Origin of the sequence: Nonomuraea sp. NPDC050663 (assembly GCF_044456985.1) — a bacterium.
Taxonomy (GTDB): Bacteria; Actinomycetota; Actinomycetes; order Streptosporangiales; family Streptosporangiaceae; genus Nonomuraea.
In genome coordinates, this window is the sequence record NZ_JBITGL010000001.1 from 365,263 (window position 1) to 387,153 (window position 21,891).

The following is a 21,891-nucleotide window of genomic DNA, read 5'->3' on the forward strand; positions in this document are numbered from 1 at the left end:
ACGGCACGCATGGGTCACCCCCACCCGCCGACCGTGGCCGGGGGCTGTCCAGGGAGACGCCCAGCCGGCGTGCGTGGCGGGCGCCGCTACGCGACGGCGTTCGGCTCCCCTCTTGCTGCCCCCCGCCCGCCCCCGGTCCTGCGCGGGCTGAGGGCCTCTGGCGGGGGCCGTTCGCGGGGGAGGGGTGTGTCGGTGAGCTTCGTGCTGCGCGGCTAGTGTCCAGGCAACCGGCCCCACAGGTAGCTGGAATCCTCCAGCAACCGCTCCGTCACGGCGATGCCGGTCAGGTGCTCGACCAGCATGAACCCGCCTCCCTCCTTGAGGTCGAGAGCAGGGAAGTGCCGCTGGACTCCGGCCAGTGGCTCGACGAGCTCAGGCGGCGTCCCGACCAGGAACGCCTCGTCGTCGCCGAAGCAGTACCGGGCTCGCCCATCCACATACCAGCGGAACAGGTCGATGGCCTCGACGTCGATCACGAGTTGAAGGACGGCTTGGGTGCCCTCGGACAACTGGATGACCTTCTCGTCGTAGACGCTGATCGACGCGCCGTCGATGACGAGGGTCCAATCGCCGATGGCGGTCACGCCGATGCGCGATTCGCGGCCTGCCATGAGGGCGTCGACGCCGGGGAATCCGCCGGGCTCGAAGGTTGCCCACTGGCCGCCCAGCCTGGTGATCACGTCTTCGGGGGTGCTGCGGGCGTAAACGAAGCTGTAGTGGTGTCCGGCGTATTCGTTGAAGAGCCAGGAGGCATCCGGGGGGCTGATGGTCATGGTGTTCGCCGGCTCCAAGGGATGACGGTCTGAATCTGCGGAAGGCGCACTCGTGCCGCTTACGGTAGTGATCGAGTGGCCTGCTGACGACCGCGGCGGTTCATGCGTCTCTGCCCTCCCTCCCGTTGGTCAGCCAGATCGTCCACGACGACCTGGCCGCTTGACCCATCGCCCGTCCCGACAGCCAGGAGCAACCCGTGCCCCCCACCATCGACAAGATCGCCTGGATCCGCCTGGACCAAGGCAAGATCCTCAGCACCCGCTCCAAAGGCAAGACCGTCTACTACATCCCCGGCGGCAAGCGCGAGCCCGGCGAGACCGATCTCGACACGCTCGTCCGCGAGATCGACGAGGAGCTCTCCGTCGCCATCGTCCCCGCCACCGCCGCGCATGTGGGCACCTACGAGGCTCAGGCGCACGGCCACGCCGAGGGTGTCATCGTGCGGATGACCTGCTACACCGCCGACCATCACGGGGTGCCGGCGCCCAGTGGTGAGATCGAGGAGGTGGCCTGGTTGAGCTATGCCGACCGTGACCGGGTGTCCCCGGTCGATCAGGTCATCTTCGATCACCTGCACCAGAGCGGGCAGCTCCGCTGACTCGGCATGCCGGAGAGGTCACCCCGAAAGCCCTGCCTTCGTCTGCCGTGTGATGTCGTCCACCAGCACCTCCTCCTCTCCCTTCTCCACCGCGTCCAGTACGAGCTCGGCGACCGTCGCCGGCGAGGTTTTGGGCAGGTCCACCCCGGCGGCCATGTCCGTGTCGATGAAGGCCGCGTGCACTCCCACCACTCGCGTCCCCTGTCCGGCCAGCTCCTGCCGTACGCCGTTGGTCATGGCCCAGGCGGCGGCCTTGGAGGCCGAGTAGGTGCCGAGGCCGGGCAGGGTGATCCATGACAGTACGGAGAGCACGTTCACGATGGCGCCGCCGCCGTTGCGGGCCAGGGTGGGGGCGAGGGCGCGGCACATGGCGAGGGTGCCGAAGTAGTTGGTCTCCATCTCGGCGCGGGCGGCGTCGAGGGAGCCGGGGGCGATGAGGCCGCCGCGCAGGCCGATCCCGGCGTTGTTGATCAGCAGGGTGACGTCGCCGCACCGTTCGGCGGCGGCGGCGACGGAGGCGGGGTCGGTGATGTCGAGCCGTACGGGGACGAGTCGCGGGTCGGTCACGGTTTCCGGGTCGCGGGCGCCGGCGTAGACGGTGCGGGCGCCGCGTGACAGCAGGGCGTCGGCGAGGGCCTTGCCCAATCCGCGGTTTGCGCCGGTCACGAGGGCTGTCCAGGCTTCCATGGGGCTCTCCGAGGGTGAGTCAGTTGGGAAATCAAACCCAGTATGCCTCAGCGCAGAGCCTCGGGAGAATAGGACTTAGCGGGGTGTCGGCGAGTGCTCTTGACCCAATCCTTGAGAACATCGAACACTGTGACGGCCCTAATCGATCAGCTGCGGACCGCCCCCCGCTCGGTGCTCGGCAGGATCCCCGGAATCTCGGGCGACGATGACGAGAGCCGGCGGCCGCTTCCCGTCTCCGGGATGCTCGCCGCCGCGATGACGCTCGGGGTCGGTCTGGCGGCGCTCACGACCATGACCCTGATCGGCTGGATCGCCGCCCCGGGCAGCACCGCCCTGGGCAGTGGCCTGCCGGGGGTGTTCAGGACCGCCGCCCAGATCTGGCTGGCCGCCCACCACGCGGGCTTCGCCATCCCCGGCGGCCGGGTGGGCCTGCTCCCGCTGGGCCTGATGATCCTGCCGGCCGTGCTGCTGTACAAGGCGGCCCGGTGGATGGCCAGGGATGCCGACCTGCGGTTGCGCCTGCCCGCCCAGCTGCCCAAGAACAGCCCCAAGGAGCAGGCCGGAGCCCGGCGCAAGGCCCAGCTGGTCCTGGTGGTGCAGGCGGGTGTCTCGCTGGCCGCGCCGTACGCCCTGCTGGCCGGGCTGATCGCGCTGGTGGCCAGGAACGACGTCACCCAGCCGTACATCGGCGAGGTGCTGGCCAGCCACTTCCTGCTCGCGTTCGCGTGCGGCGTGCTGGCGACCGCCAGGACCATCGGCCCGTTCCGCTCGATGTTGCGGCTGCTGCCCGAGCGGGCCCGCGCCGTCGCCCTGGGTACGGCCACGGCCACGGCTCTCATGCTGACGGCGGGCCTGCTGCTGGTGCTCAGCGCCCTCCTGGTCAACTTCCGCTCGATCGCCGAGCTCACCTCGCAGCTGTCGCCCGGTTTCGTCGGCGGCGTCATGCTGCTGCTGATCCAGGTGCTGTATCTGCTCAACGCCGTGGTGTGGGCGATGGCCTACATCGCCGGCCCCGGCTTCGCCGTCGGCACCGGCACGCTGGTGGCGCCGACGGGGGTGAATCTGGAGCCGATGCCGCTGCTGCCGTTGCTGGGAGCGCTGCCCGACAGCGGGCCGGCGCCCGCGTGGGCGATGGGCGTGATCGCGCTGCCGTTCCTCGCCGGAGCCGTGGCGGGCGTGGTCGTGGTGCGGGTGGCGCCGTCGCCGTCGTACGAGGCGGCGCCGTTCTGGGGGCTGGTCACCGGCGTGGCGACCGGCCTGACGGCTGGCGTGCTGGCGGCGCTGTCGGGCGGCCCGATGCGCGGCGAGCAACTGGCCGCGATGGGCCCCTCCCCGTGGGAGGTGGCGCTGTCGGTCGCGCTGGAGGTCGGCGTGGCGGCAGGCCTGTCGGCCGGGCTGGCCAACTGGATGCTGCTCTACCGCGACGCGCGCAAGGAGCCGGGCAAGGTGGCCAAGGCGGGCGCGGCGATCGCCAGGGCCGCGAGCAAGGTGGGCCTGGCCGAGAGCGACTCGGCCAAGCCGCTGCCCGGCCACTGGATGGACGCCACCGAGGCCGACACCCAGGCGATCCCGGTCATCAGGGACGACTGGATGGACGAGCACGCCTCGGCGGCGGCCGAGGTGCAGGCACAGTCGCGGCGCCGCGACATCGTCGACGAGACCGACGACCGCGGCGGCCACGTGATCTACATGGACCCCTACGCCTGGGACAAGGACTAGGGGGCCAGGTAGCGCAGCACCTCGGGAGGCAGCTTCTGGCTGGTGGCCTCCTTGAAGGCGGTGAAGCACTCACCCTGCGCCGCGACCGTGCCGGCGCCCTTCATGCACTCGGTGTAGGCGGAGTACTCGTCCATGAGGTACAGCTGCATGCCGGTGGCCATCAGCGAGAACAGCAGCACGACGGAGGAGACGACGATGCTGCCGACCGCGGTGCCGCGCGATTTGTTCTCCTGCCGGAGCAAGGGCAGCGCGCGGATGCCCGCGACCAGGGCGAACAGCGCGAGCACCAGGCCCGCCAACGGCAGCATGAACACCATGGCGAGCGCCGCGATGGACAGCCAGATCGCCCTGCGCCCCGCGGCCTCCGCGGACGCGCGGACAGGTGTGACCACGTACCCTCCTCTGCTTCACCGGTGACGGAACCGATACCCTGGCTACCCACCCAACACTGGAGCGTGCGTGTCCAATTCTGTGGGGCGGCTCGTCGTCCTCGTCTCCGGCTCTGGAACCAACCTACAGGCCTTGCTCGATGCTGCGGTCAATCCGTCGTACGGCGCGCGAATCGTCGCGGTGGGCGCCGATCGCGAAGGCATCGAAGGGCTGGCCAGAGCCGAGCGAGCGAGCATCCCCACCTTCGTGGAACGGGTCAAGGACCACCCCTCGCGTCAGGAGTGGGACGAGACGATCGCCAGACGCATCGCCGTACACGAGCCTGATCTCGTGGTCTGCGCCGGTTTCATGAAGATCCTGGGCGCTCCGACGCTCGACGCCTTCCCCGTGCTCAACACCCACCCCGCGCTGCTGCCCTCCTTTCCGGGCGCCCACGGCGTGCGCGACGCGCTGGCCGGCGGGGTCAGGGTGACCGGCTGCACGGTGATGCTGGCCGACGCGGGGGTGGACACCGGGCCGATCGTCGCCCAGGAGGCCGTGCGGGTCTTCGACGGCGACGACGAGGAGCGCCTGCACGAGCGCATCAAGACCGTCGAGCAGGGCCTGCTCGTCGACACCGTGGGCCGCATGGTCCGCGAAGGCTGGACCGTTACCGGGCGAACAGTCCGGATCGGCAACTAACCAGGAGGATCAGGAACGTGTCACGCATTGCCATCCGGCGAGCGCTTATCGCGGTGTACGACAAGTCCGGGCTCGAGGAGCTCGCCCGTGCGCTCGACGCCGCCGGGGTGGAGATCGTGTCCACGGGCGGTACGGCTGCCGCCATCGCGTCCTACGGCATCCCCGTGACGAAGGTCGAGCAGCTCACCGGCTTCCCCGAGTGCCTCGACGGCCGGGTCAAGACCCTGCACCCGCGCGTGCACGCCGGCCTGCTCGCCGACATGACCAAGCCGCACCACGTCGCCCAGCTCGAGGAGCTCGAGGTCGAGCCGTTCCAGCTGGTCGCGGTCAACCTCTACCCGTTCCGCGAGACGGTCGCCTCAGGCGCCGCCGACGAGGCCGTGGTGGAGCAGATCGACATCGGCGGTCCCGCGATGATCCGCGCCGCCGCCAAGAACCACGCCACCTGCGCCGTCGTCGTCGACCCGTCGGGCTACGACGAGGTCGTCAAGGCCCTGGGCGAGGGCGGTTTCACCCTGCACGAGCGCCGCAGGCTCGCCGGGCGCGCCTACGCGCACACCGCCGCCTACGACGTGGCCGTGGCCAGCTGGTTCGGCAACGTCTACGCCGCCGAGCAGGACAGCTGGCCGGCGTTCATGGGCGCCACCTGGGAGCTCGACAGCTCCCTGCGCTACGGCGAGAACCCGCACCAGAAGGCCGCGCTCTACACCTCCGGCCAGGGCGGGCTCGCGGGCGCCGAGCAGTTGCACGGCAAGGAGATGTCGTTCAACAACTACCTCGACACCGACGCCGCCTGGCGCGCCGCGTGGGACTTCTCCGAGCCCGCCGTCGCGATCATCAAGCACCAGAACCCGTGCGGCATCGCCGTCGGCGCCGACGTGGCCGACGCCCACCGCAAGGCGCTGGCGTGCGACCCGGTCTCGGCCTACGGCGGCGTGGTCGCGGTCAACGGCACCGTCACCGCCGAGCTGGCCCGCCAGCTCACCGAGGGCTTCACCGAGGTCCTGGTCGCCCCCGCCTACGACGACGAGGCGCTGCAGATCCTCAAGGAGCGCTGGAAGAACCTGCGCATCCTGCTCTGCCCGCAGGGGCCGTCCAACGCCGCCGAGTTCCGGCGCATCGACGGCGGCCTGCTCGTGCAGTCGGCCGACCGGATCGACGCCCCCGGCGACAGCGCCGCGGCGTGGGAGCTCAAGGCCGGCGCCGCCGCCTCGCCCGAGCTGCTGAAGGACCTGGAGTTCGCCTGGCGCGCCTCGCGCTCGGTCAAGTCCAACGCGATCCTGCTGGCCGCCGACGGCGCCACCGTGGGCGTCGGCATGGGCCAGGTCAACCGCGTCGACTCCTGCAAGCTCGCGGTCATGCGGGCGGGCGAGCGGGCGGCCGGATCCGTGGCCGCCTCCGACGCCTTCTTCCCCTTCGCCGACGGTCCCGAGGTGCTCATCGCCGGTGGCGTCAAGGCCATCGTCGAGCCGGGCGGCTCGATCCGTGACGAGGAGGTCATCGAGGCCTGTGAGAAGGCCGGTGTCACCCTCTACTTCACGGGGACCAGGCACTTCTTCCACTAACGTGGAGGCGTGGACAAGCTGCGCGCCTGGTGGGCCCACCGGCAGGGGCTCGACGGCAGGCTGACCGGCGTCCCGCCCGCCCAGGTGCTGGCCGAGACCGGGTGGGCGAGGTCGGTCGGCGGGTCCAACCCGTATCTGACCCTGTTCGCCCGGGCGGGCAGCTCCCGCGAGCAGGCCGACCGGGCGGCGGCCGCGCTGGAGATCTGCGAGCTGCCCAGCGCCCGCGGCTGCACCTACGTGCTGCCCGCCGCCGACTTCGCCCTCGGGCTGACCGTGGGCTCGGGGGCGGCGCAGGGCGAGGCGGCCAAGGCGATCCGGCTCGGGGTGACCGAGAAGGAGCTCGAAGACCTGGCGGCGGGCGTGCTGTCGGTCACCGGTGACGCGCCGCTCGACCCGGCGGCGCTCAAGCCCCTGCTCGGCGACCTGGTGCGCAACCTCGGCGACGCCGGCAGGAAAGCCGGTGTCACCACGACCCTGCCGGTCGTGCTCGGCCTGCTCCAAGCCGCAGGCGAGATCCGCAGGGTGCCCGTCAACGGGCGCTTCGACCAGCAGCGCTTCGGCTACGTGAGGTGGGGGCTCGGCGGCATGCCCGTCGAGAACGCCCGGGTCGAGCTGGCCAGGCGCTACTTCCGCTGGACCGGCGCCGCGACTCCGGCCAACCTGCGATGGTTCACCGGCTGGACCGTGCGCGACGCCAAGGCCGCCATGGCCGAGCTGGAGCTCGTCGACCTGGGCGAGGGGCTGCTGACGCTCGACGCCGACGACTATTTCGCCTTCGAGCGTCCCGCCGAGCCTCGATACGCGCTGGTCGCGGGCATCGACGGCATCGCGCTGCTGCGCAGGCAGATCGATACCCTCGTCGACGGCGACGAGACCAAGGACCGGCTCGACCTGCAGAGCCACGCCATCCTCGACCGCGGCAGGCTCGTCGGGCTGTGGGAGTACGACCCGGCCGAGGGCGAGCTGGTCTGGGGCACCTTCGAGCCGCCCGCCTCGGCCGGCGCGCTGCGCGAGCAGGTCGCCCAGACCGAGGCCTTCGCCCGCGAACAGCTCGGCGACGTGCGGAGCTTCAGCCTCGACAGCCCTGCGTCCAGAGCGCCCCGACTGGCCGCAATACGCGCGATGGGCAGATGAGGGTGACGGTAAGGAGACATACCAAAGCAGGTCAATCACTCGTCAAGTTCGGCTAGCCTGTGCCGAACGGCCGTGCGGGTGACACGGTCATCGGTGTCTTCCTGCCTTGGAGTCCCCCTTGCTCGATGTGACCCTGCATGCCTTCGTGACCGTCATGGGCATCTCCACCAGCCCGTTCGTCCTGATCGCCCTGGCCTTCGTAGGGGCGTTCCTGGGGAGCAAGCTCGTCGAGGTCATCCCGGCCACGAAGCGGATCATCGAGCGTCGTGAGGCGCAGTGGGCTGAGCGGCAGTAGCCGACCACGCCAGCCTGGCCGCTCCGGCCAGGCCCGCCCGCACTCCCAGCGTGCTGCGGGTGATCTCCACCGACTTCACGAAGGCCAGGCCGGCCAGGTCGTCGACGGCTCGCCGCAGCGGGGCGAACAGCACCTCGCCGGCGTTGGCGACGCCGCCGCCGATCACGACCTTGCGCACGTCGACGACGGCGGTCGTGGAGACGACCATCGCGGCCAGCGCCCTGGCGCCGCGCTCGAACGCGGCGACGGCGATCGGATGCCCCGCAGCGGCATCCTCGGCCAGCGACCGCGCATCGACAGCCCGTGGGACAACCGACCCGGACCGCCCGTCCCCGGAACCGGCCGGCCCGCCGCCCGAGTCGGGCAGCCCGCCGTGTGCGTGCGCGTCCGGGTGCCAGCCCTGTTCCAGCGCCCACCGGGTCAGGTGCGGGCCGCTGGCGTAGCGCTCGACGCAGCCGCGGCCGCCGCAGTCGCAGGGCTCGCCCGCGACCTCGACGGTCATGTGCCCGACATGTCCGGCGTTTCCTGTGGGTCCGAGCAGCGGCACGCCGCCCATCACCAGGCCGCCGCCGATGCCCGTCGAGACCACCACGCCCAGCAGCGCCTCGCTGCCCCGCCCGGCGCCCAGCCAGTACTCGCCCAGGGCGAAGCACTGCGCGTCGCCCGCCAGCGTCGTCGGCAGCCCGGTCAGCGCGGCCACCTCGTCCCGCACGGGGAAGCCGCGCCAGGTGCCGATGTTCACCGGGCTCACCGTGCCCGCCGCCAGATCCAGCGGCCCCGCGCACCCGATGCCCACCGCGACGGGGGCCGGGCCGGGGCCGGTCAGCTCGGCGATCAGCGAGGCCAGCGCGCCGAAGACGTCGGTGGGCGGGGTGGGGCGCTGGGCGGAGGCGAGCATCTCGCCGTCCGCGGCGACCAGCGCGCCCGCCAGCTTCGTGCCGCCGATGTCGATCGCCAGCACGCGGGATGTGGTGGGCATCAGTGCTTGTGGTGGTTGTCGGGCTGGCGGGGGTCGCCCGGATGTTCCAGGCCGGGGACCAGGTCGACCCTCTCCGACCTGAGCCGGTCGAGCCACTGGGCGAAGGAGCGCCGCCTGGCCGCTTCCACGAGCGCCGGGTGACCGTCCGCCGCCCTCGTCACGCCGTCGCTGGGGGCGGTGGCGGGGAAAGGGGAGTGAGCAAGGATGGTGCCGGGTTCGGCGGCGGTGGCGGGGGCCGTGTGTGGTGGCTCTTGGGGGTTCGACGCGGTCGGGTGGGCGACGGCGAGGTGCCAGCCGAGCGCGTCGCGCACCGGCCCCACCACGGTCCCGTACGGCGAGCGCCTCAGCTCCGAGGCCACAGCGGCGGGCAGGGTGGCGAGCTCCACGACTCCCAGGTCCTTCAGCTCCTCCTCGCCGCCGGGCCGTTCGGCGAAGCGGCGGTGCCGTACGCGGAACAGCTCGCCCGCCTCCGACACCCGTGGGGCCCGCCAGGCGGTGGGCACTGTGGCCTCCTCGGTGACGTGCTCGAACAGCGCTCGCACCCAGGGGTTGCCGTTGAGCGCGGCCGCGTTGATGGAGCCGAGTTCGACGGAGGCGAGCCGGTCCAGGGCGGGCCGTTCGACGGGGGAGAGCCCGAGCGTGCGGGCTTCGTCCTCGCACAGCACCTCGGTGAGGATCACCTGGGTGAGCCACCGTGCGAGCTGCCTGTCCTCCGGGCTGCCCGGCGTGGGGAGCGCGCCGTTCATGGGCCCGGCGCGCAGCTCGCCGATGCGACGGTCGAGCGGGGCGCGGGGCACGGGGTGGTCGTTGACCCAGCCGATGACGGTCCCGCCGCGCGACGACCCGGTCGCGGGCTGCCGGGTCCTCACGGCATCAGGGGCATGGGAGTGACCGTGGCTCATCGGGTGACCTCCAGCCGGACGACGGGGGCGTACTGGCAGCGACCGAACCACATGACCTTCGCCAGCGCCCACGCGTGACCGGCGGGCATGTCGAGCGGCACCTCCACGGGGAAGGCCAGGTCGACGGTGGCGCCGGGGGCGACGGTGAAGCCCTGGACGACCGTGGGCAACATCTCCCACGTCCCCCACGGGGCCGCCAGCTGCCCTTCCCCGCGGATCTCGGCCGAGGTGGTGTTGGCCAGCCGTACGACCAGCGACGTGTGCTCGCCGGGGCGCAGGGAGAGCGCGTCGGCGGGGCAGGTGACGACGAGTCCGGTGGCGCGGCCTTCGGCGGCCTTGGTGCCCTGGGCGGCAACGCCGTCTTGGGGGGCGGTTCCCGGCACGGGCAGCTCGGGCGCGTCGCCGAGGGCGACGGTGAGGACGTCCTCGATGACCTGGCCGCCGGCCTCGGTGCGGGCGGTGACGAAGTGGAGCCCCTGCCCGCCGGTCGGGGTGACGGTTATCGGGAAGCGCAGGTGCCCGCCCGCCTCGACCCGGTAGACACGTTCGGCGGGTGAGACGCTCCAGCCGTCGGGCGCCTCGAAGCCGACGACTCCTTCGACGGCGGTGTCGACCAGGTGGGAGGCGACGACGACCTCGGCCTCGAACGGGCCGTCCTGGGTGATCAGGCCGGGGGAGAGGGCGACGGAGACGGGCAGGTAGCCGAGCGGCGCCGGGCCCTTGTTGTGCAGCCAGTAGCGGCTGTAGACGGGCTGGGCCGTCTCGGTGGTCCGGCCGAGTTCGGTCCCTTCGGCGAGGGAGGCGGGCGCGAGGTAGGTGGCGACCTCGGAGCCGGCCAGCTCCAGCCTGGCGGGACCGCCGGGCGCCTCCAGCAGGTCCGACTGGACGAGGTTGTCGAGCGGCAGCACGGGGGAGTCGAGAACGGCACGGGTCCCGAGGCCGGTGGATTCGACCAGGCGGATGGTCACGCCGTCGCCCGGTGTGGCGGACCGGCCGTGCGCGTGCGGGTTGCCGGTGGCCTTGACGGTGCCGAAGAGCACGTCGCGGGCGGGTTCGACGCTCAGCAGCGAGTGCACGGCGGGCAACGGGCCGTCCTGGCGGGAGACGGCGCGGGGCAGCAGCGGGGTGATGAACTCCTGACCGGCCGAGGGCAGCTTGAGCGCGCGCCAGTCGCCTGATCCGGCGGCCAGGCTGTAGCTGAACTCGTGGGTCCAGTGCTGGAGCTGGAAGGCCGAGCCGTCGGGGGTGGTGCGGCGGGGCGGGTCGAGCCAGACGCCGGAGGGCCAGCCGGTGCACGAGCGCATGAGCGACAGGTGCAGCGCGCCGGAGGGGTCGACGGCGAAGCCGGGCAGGCCGTACGTCAGCAGGGTGACCGTGCGGTCCTCCAGGACCTCCTCGCCGAGCGGGCAGGCAGCCTCGATCCTGGCGTCGGCCAGGTCGGCGACCAGCTCCTCGACCGGTCCCGTGACGATCAGGGCGGGCAGGGCGCGCAGGTCGCGGAGGTCGGCGCTGGGTTGCCAGACCTCGCGCAGCGGTTTCTCGGCGGGCACCCACACCCGTCCGGTCTTGGCGAGTGTCTCGGCGAAGGCGTCGTCGACCAGCTCCAGCAGCTCGCGTGCCAGCGGGTTGTCCTCGCCCACGATGATGCGCACGTCGGGCAGGTTGGAGTCGACGTCGAGCCAGCCGTACCTGGATCCGGCGGCGGTGGAGGTGGTGGCGGTGACGCCGACCCTGGCGAGGGCGACGAGCAGGTCACGCGCCACGGGAGCCTGGTCGAGCGTTGACACGACCACCTCGGCCACGCCGATCGCCCGCGCTCCCGCCTCGCCCAGGTCGACGCGGGCGGTGCTCGACAGGCCGAACCAGGTGTTGGCCGGGTTGTCGAGCGTCCACGGGTGCTCGGCGGAGTCGGCGTCGGGCAGGGCGAAGCCGCGTCCGATGACAGCTCCGGCGACGTCGGAGACGGGCAGCGCGCCGGGGACGTGGGCGGGGAAGCGCACCCGCAGCAGCCGGTCCTGGCCGGTGTAGTCGAGGACCCTGGTGGTGAAGTCGACGGTGCCGGAGCCCGCCCACAGGGTGACGATCTGCTCGAAGGCCAGGCCGTCGAGCTCTCCGGCGATGATCAGCCGGGAGCCGAGCGCCGAGCTCTCGGCCCGTACGGCTGCCGCGGACGTGCTCTGGCCGGCCGCCTCCCCGGTGGGCATCAGGTGCCACGGGCCCTCGCCCATGTCGGGGTGGTGCGGGTACTCGCCGTGGAGGCGCAGCTCGTTGCCCGCCCCGGTGAGCAGTTCGCGGCCGTTGTCGAGGATGGAGGTCAAGGTGCCGCCGCGCGCGGGGTCGGCGGTGATGCTCCAGCGGTCGTTCTCGATGGTGACGCCTGGAGCGGGTTGCCATCCGCCGGGTGCGCCCTCGACGACCGGGTAGGCGCGCCATCCCATCGCGGGGACGTCGGTGGCCAGGAAGGTGAGCACGCCGTCCTCGTGGATGGCGGGGGCGTCGACGGTGAGGCCTTCGGCGAGCCGTACCCTGACCAGGCCATCGCGGGCGAACGACAGCGTGTTGGTCACCACGATGCTCCGGCCCTCGACGGAGATCTGGCCGGTCAGGGCGTCGAGGGCCCGGTCGCGGGCGTCGGCGGCCAGGTCGTGGGCCTCGCGCCAGCCGGTCAGCAGGTCGATGTAGACCTGGTCGGACTCCGAGCCGGTGATCGCGTCGTGGTGGGCGCCGTAGGCAAGCTGCCGCCACACCTTGTCGAGCGCGGTGTGCGGGTAGGCGCCCAGGCCCAGCAGGGCGGCGAAGGCCGCGAGCTTTTCGGCGTCGGTGGCGGCGACCTCGGCGGCGCGCTGCGCCTGCTTGGTGTCGATGTAGGAGACGTCCTTGCCCGTGTAGATGGGGTTCATGTCACGGGTCTGCGGGCTGAAGAAGCGCTGCTCCGAGCGGACCGCGTCGAGGAAGTCGCGCGGCGTGCCGCACACGAACCTCGGCCACACGTACGCCTCGGCGAACGAGCGGTGGATGTCGGTGACCCACTTGTTCGGCGGGGTGTAGTCGGTGCCGACCGGCAGCAGGATGTTGCGCGTGGCCGCGACCGGCTTCAGCGCCCGGTAGAGCTCGAAGACGGCCTGCGTGGCCTCCTCCAGCGACGCCGAGGAGTCCATCCACCAGCCGGCCGAGTAGTGCGCGGGCATGTAGTGCGTCAGCACCCCCTCGCCCGAGGGCGAGATCCACTCGAACTCGCTGGGGAACTGCATCAGCGTGGCGTCGTTCTTGGCCGTCTTGAAGTTCTTGCTGATCGGCCCCCACTGGTGGAAGGGCCCGCGTGCCCAGGCAGAGCCGGTGAGCCCGGCGGCGGCCAGGTAGCCGGGGAACTGCGGGTCGTGCCCGAACGCGTCGAGCTGCCAGGCGGTCTTCGGGTCGCCGCCGAGGATGTCGCGCTGGTAGCCGATGCCGTAGACGATGTTGCGGATCGTGGTCTCGGCGCCGGTCAGGTTGGTGTTGGGCTCGTTGTAGGTGCCGCCCATCAGCTCGACCCGTCCGTCGGCCATCAGGCGGCGCAGGTCGGCGCGGCGCTCGGGGTGGGTGTCGAAGAACGGCTTGAGATAGTCGATCTCGGCGAGCACGAACGTGTAGTCAGGGTCGCGCAGCGCCAGGTCGATGTGCGCCTCGACCAGGGCGAAGGCGTTGCGCTCCCACAGCGGCCTGGTGGTGGCGTCGCCCGAGAGGAACTCCCACGGCGAGGTGTAGGCGGCCTGGGTGTTCCACCACACCGGGTCGTAGTGGAAGTGGGAGACCATGTACATGGTCCAGCCCGGCTCCTCCACGATGACATCGACGGACAGCTCGACGTCCGCGGCGGTGACGACGCAGGCCACCCGCGCGCCGTGCTCCCGGGTGATCCGCAGCGGCACCTCGACCACGATCTCGCCGTCGCCGGCGGGCACGACGACGGGCGATGCCGGTCCGACGCCGTCCCCTCGCACGTCGAGCGGGGTGTCCACCTCGCCCTGCGCGGCGGTGACCTTCAGGATCTGGTACGGCTCGGCCTCCGTGCCGACGAACAGGTCGGTGGACTGGGCGGACAGCAGGCGTACGGGCACGGCGTCTCCCCGGGGGATGCATCAGTGGCGAACGCCACCCTAATGGCAACGTTGTCATCAAGCTAGAGGCCCCTGGAGAGCTGTCGAGAAGATAACGTTGTCACCCGTGACACGTCGCCCGACCATGAAAGATGTCGCCGAAGCCGCCGGAGTGGCGCTCAAGACGGTCTCGCGCGTGGTGAACGGCGAGACCACGGTGGCCCCCGAGACGCTCAACCGCGTGCGGGAGGCCATCGACCGGCTCGGCTACCGGCGCAACGAGGGCGCGCGCCAGCTGCGTCAGGGCAGGTCGCAGGCGATCGGGCTGGTGGTGCGCGACATCGCCGACCCCTTCTTCGCCGCCATCGGCAAGGCCGTGGAGACCCGCGCCGAGGAGGACGGCCTCGTCGTCATGATCGGCTCCAGCCACGACGACCCGGCGCGCGAGCGGGACGTGGCGCTCGGCTTCACCGCCCGCCGTCCCAACGCCCTGATCCTGGCCCCCATCGCCAAACGTCAGGACTACCTGCTTCCCGACATCTCCGACGGCCTGGCGGTCTGCGCCGTGGACCGTCCGGCCCAGGGAATCGCGTGCGACGCCGTGCTCAGTGACAACGCTGTCGGGATCAGGCTGGCCGTGGAACACCTGCTCAAGCAGGGTCACCGTCGCATCGGCTACCTCGGCGACGACCCCGCTGTCTTCACCGCCCGCGAACGAGTCACCGCCTTCCGCGCCGTGATGGCCGAGCACGGGGTTCCGGTCGACGAGCACGAGGTACGGCTCGGCAGCCCGAGCCCCGAGTTCGTCACGAGCGTCATGCGCACGATGCTCGACGAGTCCGACCCGGTCACCGCGCTGATCACCGGGAACAACCGGATCACGCTGGAGGTGCTCAAGCGCCACCCGTCGCTCCCGGCCGCGCTGGTGGCCTTCGACGATCTCGAACTGGCGGAGCTGCTGCGGCCCGGCCTCACGGTCGTCGCGCAGGATCCGGAGGCGATCGGGCGCACGGCCATGTCGCTGCTGTCCGACCGCCTGGCCGAGCCCCTGCGCGAGCCGCGCGAGATCCGCGTGCCGGTGCGCCTCATCCCTCGTGGATCGGGCGAAACCCTCCTACGATGACGATCGTGCGCAAGGTGGACAGAGGGTCATCAGAGGTCGGTTGCCCCGTCGAACGCGGCGACGACGGCGTGTGGCGGATCCGCGGCCACGCCCAGGGCCGGACGGTGTTACGCAGCACCGAGACCGTCCAGGCGGGCCTGGGCGTCGAGACGATGGACAGGCTTCCCAAGAAGATCAGACGGGCCGTGCTCTACCGCGACGGCCCCGAGCACCGCGAACACCGTCGGCAGACCGCCCGCTACTTCACCCCCAAACGTGTCGACGAGAAGTACCGCGAGCTCATGGAGCGCGTCTCCGACGAGCAGATCGCCAGGCTGCTGCGCGACGGCAGCGCCGACCTGGGCGAGCTGAGCTTCAACGTGGCCGTCGAGGTGGCCGCGGCGGTCATCGGGATGACCGAGAGCAGGCCGGGCCTGTCCGACCGGCTCGAACGGTTCTTCCCCGAGAAGTGGGGCCGGCCGGGCTTCACCAGCTTCCACGGCATCTACTGGTTCTTCCGCCAGATCCGCACCTTCGGCTCGATCTACTTCAAGGACGTACGGCCCGCGGTGAAGGCCCGGCGCGCCGAGCGGCGCGACGACCTGATCAGCCACCTGCTCGACGAGGGCTGCCACGGCGGCGACGTGCTCGGCGAGTGCGTGACCTTCGCCGCCGCCGGCATGGTGACCACCCGCGAATTCATCAACATGGCCGCCTGGCACCTGTTCTCGCAGGAGGAACTGCGCAAACGCTACGTCGAGGGCTCCCAGGCCGAGCGGTACGCGATCCTGCACGAGGTGCTGCGGCTCGAACCGGTCGTCGGCAACCTCAAGCGGCGCACCGTCGCCCCGCTCGACGTCGACGGCACGGTCATCCCGGCCGGGGAGATCGTCGACATCGCGGTCAGCACCACCAACCTCGACGGCTCGGCCGTCGGGCCGGACCCCGGCGACCTGTGTCCGGGGCGTGCGGTGGCCGACGGCGTCGCGCCCCACGGGCTGACCTTCGGCGACGGGCCGCACAAGTGCCCCGGCGCCCACCTGGCCGTGCAGGAGTCCGACGTCTTCCTGACGAGATTGTTCGCGGTGCCGGGGCTGGCCATGCGGACCCCGCCCCGCGTCACGATGAAGGAGGAGATCTCCGGCTACGAGCTGCGCGGCATGATCGTCACTGCCGGTTCCTGAAGACCTCCAGAGCCGCCCTGGTCGCCTTGAGCGCGGCCTCGGCGGTGTCGTAGGTGCGCTGGGCCAGGCCGACGAAGATGCAGTCGACGATGAGCAGCTGGCTGATCCGGCTGGCCAGCGCGCCGGGGCGGAAGGCCGTCTCGCGGCCCGCCGACACCAGCGCGTGGTCCGACAGCAGGGCCAGCGACGAGCGCGGATTGTTGGTGATCGCCACCACCAGGGCGCCCGCCGCCTTGGCCGTGCGCACCGGCACCAGCACGTCGGGCGTCTCCCCGCTGTAGCTCACCGCCACCACGACGTCGTCGCTCTTGAGCAGCGCCGCGCTGGTCAGCGCCAGGTGCGCGTCGCTGAACGGACGGCTGGACAGGCCGATGCGCAGCAGCTTCTGCGACAGGTCGGTGGCGACCAGGCCCGAGGTGCCCACGCCGTAGACGTCGACCCTTCGGGCCTCGGCGATGGCCGCCACGACGGCTTCGAGCTGTTCGGGATCGAGCTGCGCGGCGGTGTCGGCCAGCGCGTCGGACTCGGCCCTGGTCACCTTGGCGATGACGTCGGTGAGCGGGTCGTCGGGGCCCAGGTCGCCGGGGACCAGCCGCTCGGGCCGGTCGCGGGCGACCGCGGCGGCCAGGGCGAAGCGCAGCTGGGAGTAGCCGGAGTAGCCCAGGGCCCTGGCGGTGCGCACGATCGTGGCCTCGCTCGTGCCCGAGATGGTGCTGAACTCGGTGATGGTGCTGCGCACGACCACGCCGGGATCGTCGAGGATGATCCTGGCGATGGACTGCGCGGCGGGGGTCAGCGACGGGAGTACGGCGCGCACCGCGCTGACGGGGTTGGCGGGCTCGGTCATGCGATCTCACCGGTCGCGTGGGCGTTCGCCTGCGTCGTGGACCCCACGAGCCATTCCGCGGCGGCGATCGCCGACGCGCGGGAGATGCCGTGGGTCTCCAGGTAGGAGGCGCCGATCGGGGTGTCGGGGATGCCCGTCTCGACGACGATGGCGTCGGGACGCGCCGCGGTCAGGCCGGCCAGCGCCTGCCGTACCCAGGGGTGGCGGGCGGCGTCGTGCACGACGAGCACGACCGGGCCCTCGGGCAGGGGCGGCAGGTCCTCGCCCATCGCGACGCGCACGCGGGTGGTGCCGGGCAGGCGCTCGGTGAGGGCGGCGGTCAGGCCGGTGGGGGTGCCGGGCTCGACGGCGAGGTTGAGGCGGGGGTTGATCTCCAGGACGTGGGGCGGGGCCGTGAGCCTCGCGGCGCCGGTGACGGTGAGCGCCGCCCGCGCCGCCTCCAGCCCGACCGCCAGATCGGGGGAGCCCTGGCCGCCGGTGGCCGGGTCGAGGGTCGAGGCGGAGGCGCGTTCGCTCTTGCCGTACCACGCGGCGAGGGCGGCGACGCGCGCGGAGGCCTGGGCCAGGCGCTCCTCGGGCAGCGACCCGTCGCGCACGGCGGCGACGATCGCGTCGACGATCTCGGCCAGCCCCTCCTCGGTGGTCTGGCCCACGCAGATGGCGTCGCACCCGGCGGCCAGCGCCCGCACGGCGATCTCGCCGGGGGAGTGCAGCGCGGCGACCGCCTTCATCTCGATGGCGTCGGTCACCAGCATGCCCTGGAAGCCGAGCTCGCCGCGCAGCAGGTCGGTGAGGATCGCCCGGCTCAGCGTCGCGGGCCCCGAGGGGTCGAGTGCCGGAATCAGCAAATGTCCGCACATGATGGCTTTGACCCCGGCCTCGATCGCCGCCCTGAACGGCGGCAGATCCCGCTCGTGGAAGAGCTCGGCCGAGGCGTGCACGGTCGGCAGCGCCAGATGCGAGTCGGTCACCGTGTCGCCGTGCCCAGGGAAGTGCTTGGCGCACGCCGCGACGCCCGCGCTCTGGTGCCCCTCGATCCACGCGGCGGTGTGCCGCGCGACCAGCTCGGCCGTCGGCCCGAAGGAGCGCACGCCGATCACCGGGTTGGCCGGGTTGGCGTTGACGTCGGCCGACGGCGCGTAGTTCAGGGTGATGTCGTGGGAGCTGACCAGGGAGCCGATCGCGTGACCGACGCGACGGGTCAGGTCGAGCGAGTCCGCGACCCCGAGCGCGCGGTTGCCGGGAAAGGAGCTGCCGGCGACGGCCTCGAGCCGGGTGACGACCCCGCCCTCCTCGTCGATCGCCACGACGACATCGGAATTCTCCGCCCGGAGCTCGTCGACGAGCTCGCGACGCGGCAGGTTGCGGGCGAACAACACGGCGCCGCCGAGCCCCTGGCCCAGCGCACGGCGCAGCCAGTCGGGGGCGGAGGTACCGTCGAAACCCGGTTGCAGCACGCTGAGAGCCAGCTGGGAGAGCATGACATTTTCCTTCATCAATATTGATCGGAAGGTAATTTTCTGTCATCGTCGCCCTGGATGACAACACCCCCCAGGAGTTCACGATGAGCGCGCCCTCCAGAAGGACTGTCCTGCGCGGCCTGGCGTTGGCCGCGGCCGCGACCGCGGTGCCGCTGCCCGCCTTCGCAGAATCAGTCGCCGTGCCCCCGCCGCTGCACCAGATGCGCGGCATGTGGATCGCCTCGGTGCTCAACATCAACTGGCCTTCCAAGCCCGGCCTCACGGTCGAGCAGCAGAAGGCTGAATACATCGCCTGGCTGGACGTGGCCCAGTCGCGCAAGCTGAACTCCATCTTCCTGCAGATCCGCCCCACCGCCGACGCCTTCTGGCCGTCGACCTACGAGCCGTGGTCGCAGTACCTGACCGGAACGCAGGGCCAGGACCCCGGCTACGACCCGCTGGGTTTCGCCGTGGAGGAGACCCACAAGCGCGGCCTGCTGCTGCACGCCTGGTTCAACCCCTACCGCGTCTCGATGCAGGCCGACCCGGCCAAGCTCCACCCCGAGCACCCGGGACGCAAGAACCCGACCTGGATCCTGCCCTTCGGCGGCAAGCTCTACTACAACCCGGGCATGCCCGAGGTGCGCAAGTTCTGCCAGGACGCGATGCTCGACGCGATCACCCGCTACGACCTCGACGGCCTGCACTTCGACGACTACTTCTACCCGACCAACACCACCGCCTTCGACGACAGCGCGGCCTTCGCGCAGTACGGCGCCGGCTTCCCCGACCTGGCCTCCTGGCGGCGCCACAACGTCGACCTGATGGTCTCGGAGATGCAGCAGCGCGTGCTGGAGGTCAAGCCGGAGATCGCCTGGGGCATCTCGCCCAGCGGCATCTGGCGCAACAAGGGCACCGACCCGCTCGGCTCGGAGACCAACGGCGGCCAGTCCTACGACAACCTGCACGCCGACACCCGCGGCTGGGTCAAGAAGGGCTGGCTCGACTACATCGCGCCGCAGCTGTACTGGTACATCGGCCAGCCGCCCGCCGACTACTCCAAGCTCGTGCCGTGGTGGTCCGACGTCGCCAAGGGCACCGGCGTCGAGCTGTGGATCGGCCAGGCCGCCTACAAGGCGGGCGACCCCATCCAGGCGCCCGAGTGGCAGGACCCCAAGGAACTGTCCGACCACCTGACGCTCAACAAGAACCACCCCGAGATCGGCGGCGACATCTGGTACAACGCCAACGACGTCAAGGTCGACAGGATCACCTCGATCTCCACCGCGGTCACCGACCACTACGTACGGCCCGCGCTGGCTCCCGTGCTGGGGCGCCTCGCGAGCGGTCCCAAGCCGCGGCGCCCGATCGTGGCCTCGGCCCACCGCGTCCAGGGCGGCGGCGTCGAGGTGCGCGTGGTCGCCACCGGGCGTGAGGAGCCGTTCCAGGTCGCGATCTTCCGCTTCGACTCCCGCCCCGCCGACGGCGCCTTCGACAACGCCGCCGGCCTGGTGGCGCTGGTGCCGGGCGACCGGCACGTGCGCTGGGTGGACCCGGAGGGCAAGCGGGGCCAGTACTACTACGCGCTGGCCGTCGACCGGGCCAACCGGGTCAGCGGTCCCAGCAACGGCAACCGGGTGCTGCTCTAGATGCGTGTCCTCGGCCTGATGTCGGGCACCTCCCACGACGGCATCGACGCTGCTGTCGTCGACTGGGAGCTGCGCGGCGACACCCTCGTCGGGACGGTGGAACAGGCCGGGGAGACGCCGTACCCACCCGCGCTGCGGGAGCGCATCGTGGGCGCGCTCCCGCCCGGCCGGGTCGACCTGGCCGAGGTGTGCGCGCTCGACACCCTGATCGGCCAGGCCTTCGCCGACGCCGCCGAGCCGTACGACGCGGACCTGATCTGCTCGCACGGCCAGACGCTCTACCACTGGCCCGGCCTGGGCACCCTGCAGATGGGCCAGCCCGCGTGGATCGCCGAGCGCACGGGCGTGCCGGTGGTCTCCGACCTGCGGGTGCGCGACATGGCGGCGGGCGGTCAGGGCGCGCCGCTGGTGTCGTACCTGGACCTGCTGACGCTTCCCGAGCGGGCGGGGGCGCTGAACGTCGGCGGCATCGCCAACCTGACCGTGCGCGACTCGGGTCTCGCCTACGACACCGGGCCCGGATGCGCGCTCATCGACGCCGCGGCCCCGCCGTACGACAGGGACGGACGGCTGGGCGCGCAGGGACGGGTCGTCCCCGAGCTGCTCGACAAGCTGCTCGCCGAGCCGTACTACGCCCTGAGCCCGCCCAAGACGACGGGCAAGGAGCTGTTCACGCCCGACTACGTCGACGCCGACGTAGGGCAGGCGGACCTGGTGGCGACGCTGACCGCGCTGACGGCCGAGACCGTCGCCGCCGAGATCAGGCGGCACGCGCTGCGGCGCGTCGTGGTGTCGGGCGGAGGCGTGCGCAATCCCACGCTGATGGGCATGCTGCGCGCACGCGTGGACGCCGAGGTGACCGTGCACGAGTTCGCCGACGCCAAGGAGGCCATCGCCTTCTCGCTGCTCGGCTGGCTGACCGCGCACGGGCTGCCCGCCACGGTGCCGAGCTGCACCGGGGCGTCAGGCCCTCGCATCCTCGGGACGATCACACCCGGCTCCGGGCCGCTGAGGCTGCCGGAGCCGGTTGCCGTGGGACCGCTCCAAGTGCTCCTTCAGGACGCGCGTCGTCCCGCGGGCTGACCTTCTGGCGCGGGCGTGGCCGAACGCTGCGGCGGCACCACCGGTGTGGGCCTGACCAGGCCCAGCGCCACCACCTCGTTGGCCAGCCTGGTGCGCCGGTTGGTGCCCTCGGGGATGCGGAACTTCTGGTAGAGCCGCAGCAGGTGCTGCTTGACCGCCGCCTCGGTGACGACCAGGTCGTCGGCGATCTCGCGGGCGGTCGCCGGAGCGACGAACGCCTCGTCCGACAGGGCCGGACGGCACAGCGACGTCAGCACGTCGACCTCGCGCCTGGTCAGCTCGGGCGCGGCGGCCCGGCGCAACTCCACCTCGGGTGCGAAGTCCTCGCGAGGCACGCCGCCGACCCGGCATCGAGCGGCACCGAAGGAAACGACGTCGCCGTCGTCGAGCACCCTCCGGGCGATCGGCCTGCCGTTCACCCGTGTGCCGTTGCGGGACAGGCCCAGGTCAACGACGTACAGGTAGGGTCCTCGGCGTACGAACTCGGCGTGGAGCCGAGACACGCTCGGGTCGGTGAGCCGGATGTCGACGCCCCGGCCTCTCCCGACCGTCGTGATCTCGGGGCGCAACGGGACCACGTCACCGGTGTCCTCGATGCGGATAAAGGGCCCCTCCACTGCGTGTCCTCCCTAGCAGTCGCAGCAATTCACAGGCGCTGCTTCTCGCGGCACGAACGTTCCTCCCAGGTAGCCTGGCATTACTGTTGCTACAGATCCGGCTTACCCAGGCGGACGGATGTGGAATCTCCTTTGCCATAAGGAGAATC

19 protein-coding genes are annotated in these 21,891 nt (G+C 71.6%); 10 read left to right on the plus strand and 9 right to left on the minus strand.

The annotated features are described in order from the left end of the window. Nucleotides 1–212: 212 nt before the first annotated feature. Nucleotides 213–773 (minus strand): DUF6461 domain-containing protein, encoded by a 561-nt coding sequence (locus ACIBH1_RS01900; protein ID WP_397311651.1) that lies wholly within the window; start codon nucleotides 771–773, stop codon nucleotides 213–215. A gap of 197 nt (nucleotides 774–970) precedes the next feature. Between ACIBH1_RS01900 and ACIBH1_RS01905 the strand changes: the two genes are divergently transcribed. Further along, nucleotides 971–1,372: an NUDIX domain-containing protein gene (locus ACIBH1_RS01905; protein WP_397311652.1), complete on the plus strand. Its 402-nt coding sequence runs from the start codon at nucleotides 971–973 to the stop codon at nucleotides 1,370–1,372. Between the two features lie 18 nt (nucleotides 1,373–1,390). Here ACIBH1_RS01905 and ACIBH1_RS01910 read toward each other — a convergent pair whose 3' ends face one another. After that, a complete protein-coding gene (locus ACIBH1_RS01910) occupies nucleotides 1,391–2,059 on the minus strand; it encodes an SDR family oxidoreductase (RefSeq protein ID WP_397311653.1) in 669 nt (222 codons plus the stop codon). A gap of 129 nt (nucleotides 2,060–2,188) precedes the next feature. Here ACIBH1_RS01910 and ACIBH1_RS01915 point away from each other — a divergent pair, with 129 nt between their 5' ends. Continuing rightward, complete coding sequence (locus tag ACIBH1_RS01915; RefSeq protein WP_397311654.1) at nucleotides 2,189–3,778, plus strand: DUF6350 family protein; 1,590 nt, start codon at nucleotides 2,189–2,191, stop codon at nucleotides 3,776–3,778. Here ACIBH1_RS01915 and ACIBH1_RS01920 read toward each other — a convergent pair. After that, a complete protein-coding gene (locus ACIBH1_RS01920; protein ID WP_397311655.1) occupies nucleotides 3,775–4,170 on the minus strand; it encodes a hypothetical protein in 396 nt (131 codons plus the stop codon). The genes ACIBH1_RS01915 and ACIBH1_RS01920 overlap by 4 nt on opposite strands. Nucleotides 4,171–4,237: 67 nt before the next feature. Between ACIBH1_RS01920 and purN the strand changes: the two genes are divergently transcribed. The 4 genes from purN to ACIBH1_RS01940 all read left to right on the plus strand — a co-directional run bounded on the left by purN (nucleotide 4,238) and on the right by ACIBH1_RS01940 (nucleotide 7,843). Beyond that, nucleotides 4,238–4,849 carry a phosphoribosylglycinamide formyltransferase gene (purN, locus tag ACIBH1_RS01925; RefSeq protein ID WP_397311656.1) on the plus strand — a complete coding sequence of 204 codons (612 nt, stop codon included), beginning with the start codon at nucleotides 4,238–4,240 and terminating at the stop codon, nucleotides 4,847–4,849. Nucleotides 4,850–4,866: 17 nt separating this feature from the next. Continuing rightward, entirely contained in the window at nucleotides 4,867–6,414 is a 1,548-nt protein-coding gene (purH, locus tag ACIBH1_RS01930; protein WP_397311657.1) for a bifunctional phosphoribosylaminoimidazolecarboxamide formyltransferase/IMP cyclohydrolase, read from the plus strand. Between the two features lie 9 nt (nucleotides 6,415–6,423). After that, entirely contained in the window at nucleotides 6,424–7,548 is a 1,125-nt protein-coding gene (locus ACIBH1_RS01935) for a DNA glycosylase AlkZ-like family protein (RefSeq protein WP_397311658.1), read from the plus strand. Between the two features lie 118 nt (nucleotides 7,549–7,666). Further along, nucleotides 7,667–7,843, plus strand: a complete 177-nt coding sequence (locus ACIBH1_RS01940) for a hypothetical protein (protein ID WP_397312189.1) — start codon at nucleotides 7,667–7,669, stop codon at nucleotides 7,841–7,843. Here the strand turns inward: ACIBH1_RS01940 and ACIBH1_RS01945 are convergent. The 3 genes from ACIBH1_RS01945 to ACIBH1_RS01955 are packed head-to-tail and all read right to left on the minus strand — an operon-like array spanning nucleotide 7,803 to nucleotide 13,821. Next, entirely contained in the window at nucleotides 7,803–8,822 is a 1,020-nt protein-coding gene (locus tag ACIBH1_RS01945) for an ROK family protein (RefSeq protein WP_397311659.1), read from the minus strand. The two genes, ACIBH1_RS01940 and ACIBH1_RS01945, sit on opposite strands and share 41 nt — an antisense overlap. Further along, nucleotides 8,822–9,691, minus strand: a complete 870-nt coding sequence (locus ACIBH1_RS01950) for a hypothetical protein (protein ID WP_397311660.1) — start codon at nucleotides 9,689–9,691, stop codon at nucleotides 8,822–8,824. The genes ACIBH1_RS01945 and ACIBH1_RS01950 overlap by 1 nt, the downstream gene beginning before the upstream one ends. Before the next feature lie 29 nt (nucleotides 9,692–9,720). Continuing rightward, the gene (locus ACIBH1_RS01955) at nucleotides 9,721–13,821 is read right to left on the minus strand and encodes a glycoside hydrolase family 38 C-terminal domain-containing protein (RefSeq protein ID WP_397311661.1); all 4,101 of its coding nucleotides are present in this window, start codon (nucleotides 13,819–13,821) and stop codon (nucleotides 9,721–9,723) included. Nucleotides 13,822–13,927: 106 nt separating this feature from the next. Here ACIBH1_RS01955 and ACIBH1_RS01960 point away from each other — a divergent pair, with 106 nt between their 5' ends. Both ACIBH1_RS01960 and ACIBH1_RS01965 read left to right on the plus strand, forming a co-directional pair. Beyond that, on the plus strand, nucleotides 13,928–14,923 hold the full coding sequence (locus tag ACIBH1_RS01960) for a LacI family DNA-binding transcriptional regulator (protein ID WP_397311662.1): 996 nt from the start codon (nucleotides 13,928–13,930) through the stop codon (nucleotides 14,921–14,923). Nucleotides 14,924–14,928: 5 nt separating this feature from the next. Next, nucleotides 14,929–16,086: a cytochrome P450 gene (locus ACIBH1_RS01965; RefSeq protein ID WP_397311663.1), complete on the plus strand. Its 1,158-nt coding sequence runs from the start codon at nucleotides 14,929–14,931 to the stop codon at nucleotides 16,084–16,086. Here the strand turns inward: ACIBH1_RS01965 and ACIBH1_RS01970 are convergent. After that, complete coding sequence (locus ACIBH1_RS01970) at nucleotides 16,070–16,933, minus strand: MurR/RpiR family transcriptional regulator (RefSeq protein ID WP_397311664.1); 864 nt, start codon at nucleotides 16,931–16,933, stop codon at nucleotides 16,070–16,072. The two genes, ACIBH1_RS01965 and ACIBH1_RS01970, sit on opposite strands and share 17 nt — an antisense overlap. Then, nucleotides 16,930–18,414: a glycoside hydrolase family 3 protein gene (locus tag ACIBH1_RS01975; RefSeq protein WP_397311665.1), complete on the minus strand. Its 1,485-nt coding sequence runs from the start codon at nucleotides 18,412–18,414 to the stop codon at nucleotides 16,930–16,932. The genes ACIBH1_RS01970 and ACIBH1_RS01975 overlap by 4 nt, the downstream gene beginning before the upstream one ends. An 83-nt stretch (nucleotides 18,415–18,497) precedes the next feature. Between ACIBH1_RS01975 and ACIBH1_RS01980 the strand changes: the two genes are divergently transcribed. Then, nucleotides 18,498–20,042 (plus strand): glycoside hydrolase family 10 protein, encoded by a 1,545-nt coding sequence (locus ACIBH1_RS01980; protein ID WP_397311666.1) that lies wholly within the window; start codon nucleotides 18,498–18,500, stop codon nucleotides 20,040–20,042. Then, nucleotides 20,043–21,125 (plus strand): anhydro-N-acetylmuramic acid kinase, encoded by a 1,083-nt coding sequence (locus ACIBH1_RS01985; RefSeq protein WP_397311667.1) that lies wholly within the window; start codon nucleotides 20,043–20,045, stop codon nucleotides 21,123–21,125. On the opposite strand, the gene ACIBH1_RS01990 is transcribed toward ACIBH1_RS01985, so the two are convergent. Further along, nucleotides 21,098–21,742 carry an FHA domain-containing protein gene (locus ACIBH1_RS01990; protein ID WP_181611179.1) on the minus strand — a complete coding sequence of 215 codons (645 nt, stop codon included), beginning with the start codon at nucleotides 21,740–21,742 and terminating at the stop codon, nucleotides 21,098–21,100. The two genes, ACIBH1_RS01985 and ACIBH1_RS01990, sit on opposite strands and share 28 nt — an antisense overlap. Nucleotides 21,743–21,891: the final 149 nt, after the last annotated feature.

Coding starts and splice junctions, on each gene's coding strand:
- ACIBH1_RS01900 (WP_397311651.1), bottom strand. CDS start 773: ATGACCATCAGCCCCCCGGATGCCTCCTGGCTCTTCAACGAATACGCC.
- ACIBH1_RS01910 (WP_397311653.1), bottom strand. CDS start 2,059: ATGGAAGCCTGGACAGCCCTCGTGACCGGCGCAAACCGCGGATTGGGC.
- ACIBH1_RS01945 (WP_397311659.1), bottom strand. CDS start 8,822: ATGCCCACCACATCCCGCGTGCTGGCGATCGACATCGGCGGCACGAAG.
- ACIBH1_RS01970 (WP_397311664.1), bottom strand. CDS start 16,933: ATGACCGAGCCCGCCAACCCCGTCAGCGCGGTGCGCGCCGTACTCCCG.
- ACIBH1_RS01975 (WP_397311665.1), bottom strand. CDS start 18,414: ATGCTCTCCCAGCTGGCTCTCAGCGTGCTGCAACCGGGTTTCGACGGT.
- ACIBH1_RS01980 (WP_397311666.1), top strand. CDS start 18,498: ATGAGCGCGCCCTCCAGAAGGACTGTCCTGCGCGGCCTGGCGTTGGCC.
- ACIBH1_RS01985 (WP_397311667.1), top strand. CDS start 20,043: ATGCGTGTCCTCGGCCTGATGTCGGGCACCTCCCACGACGGCATCGAC.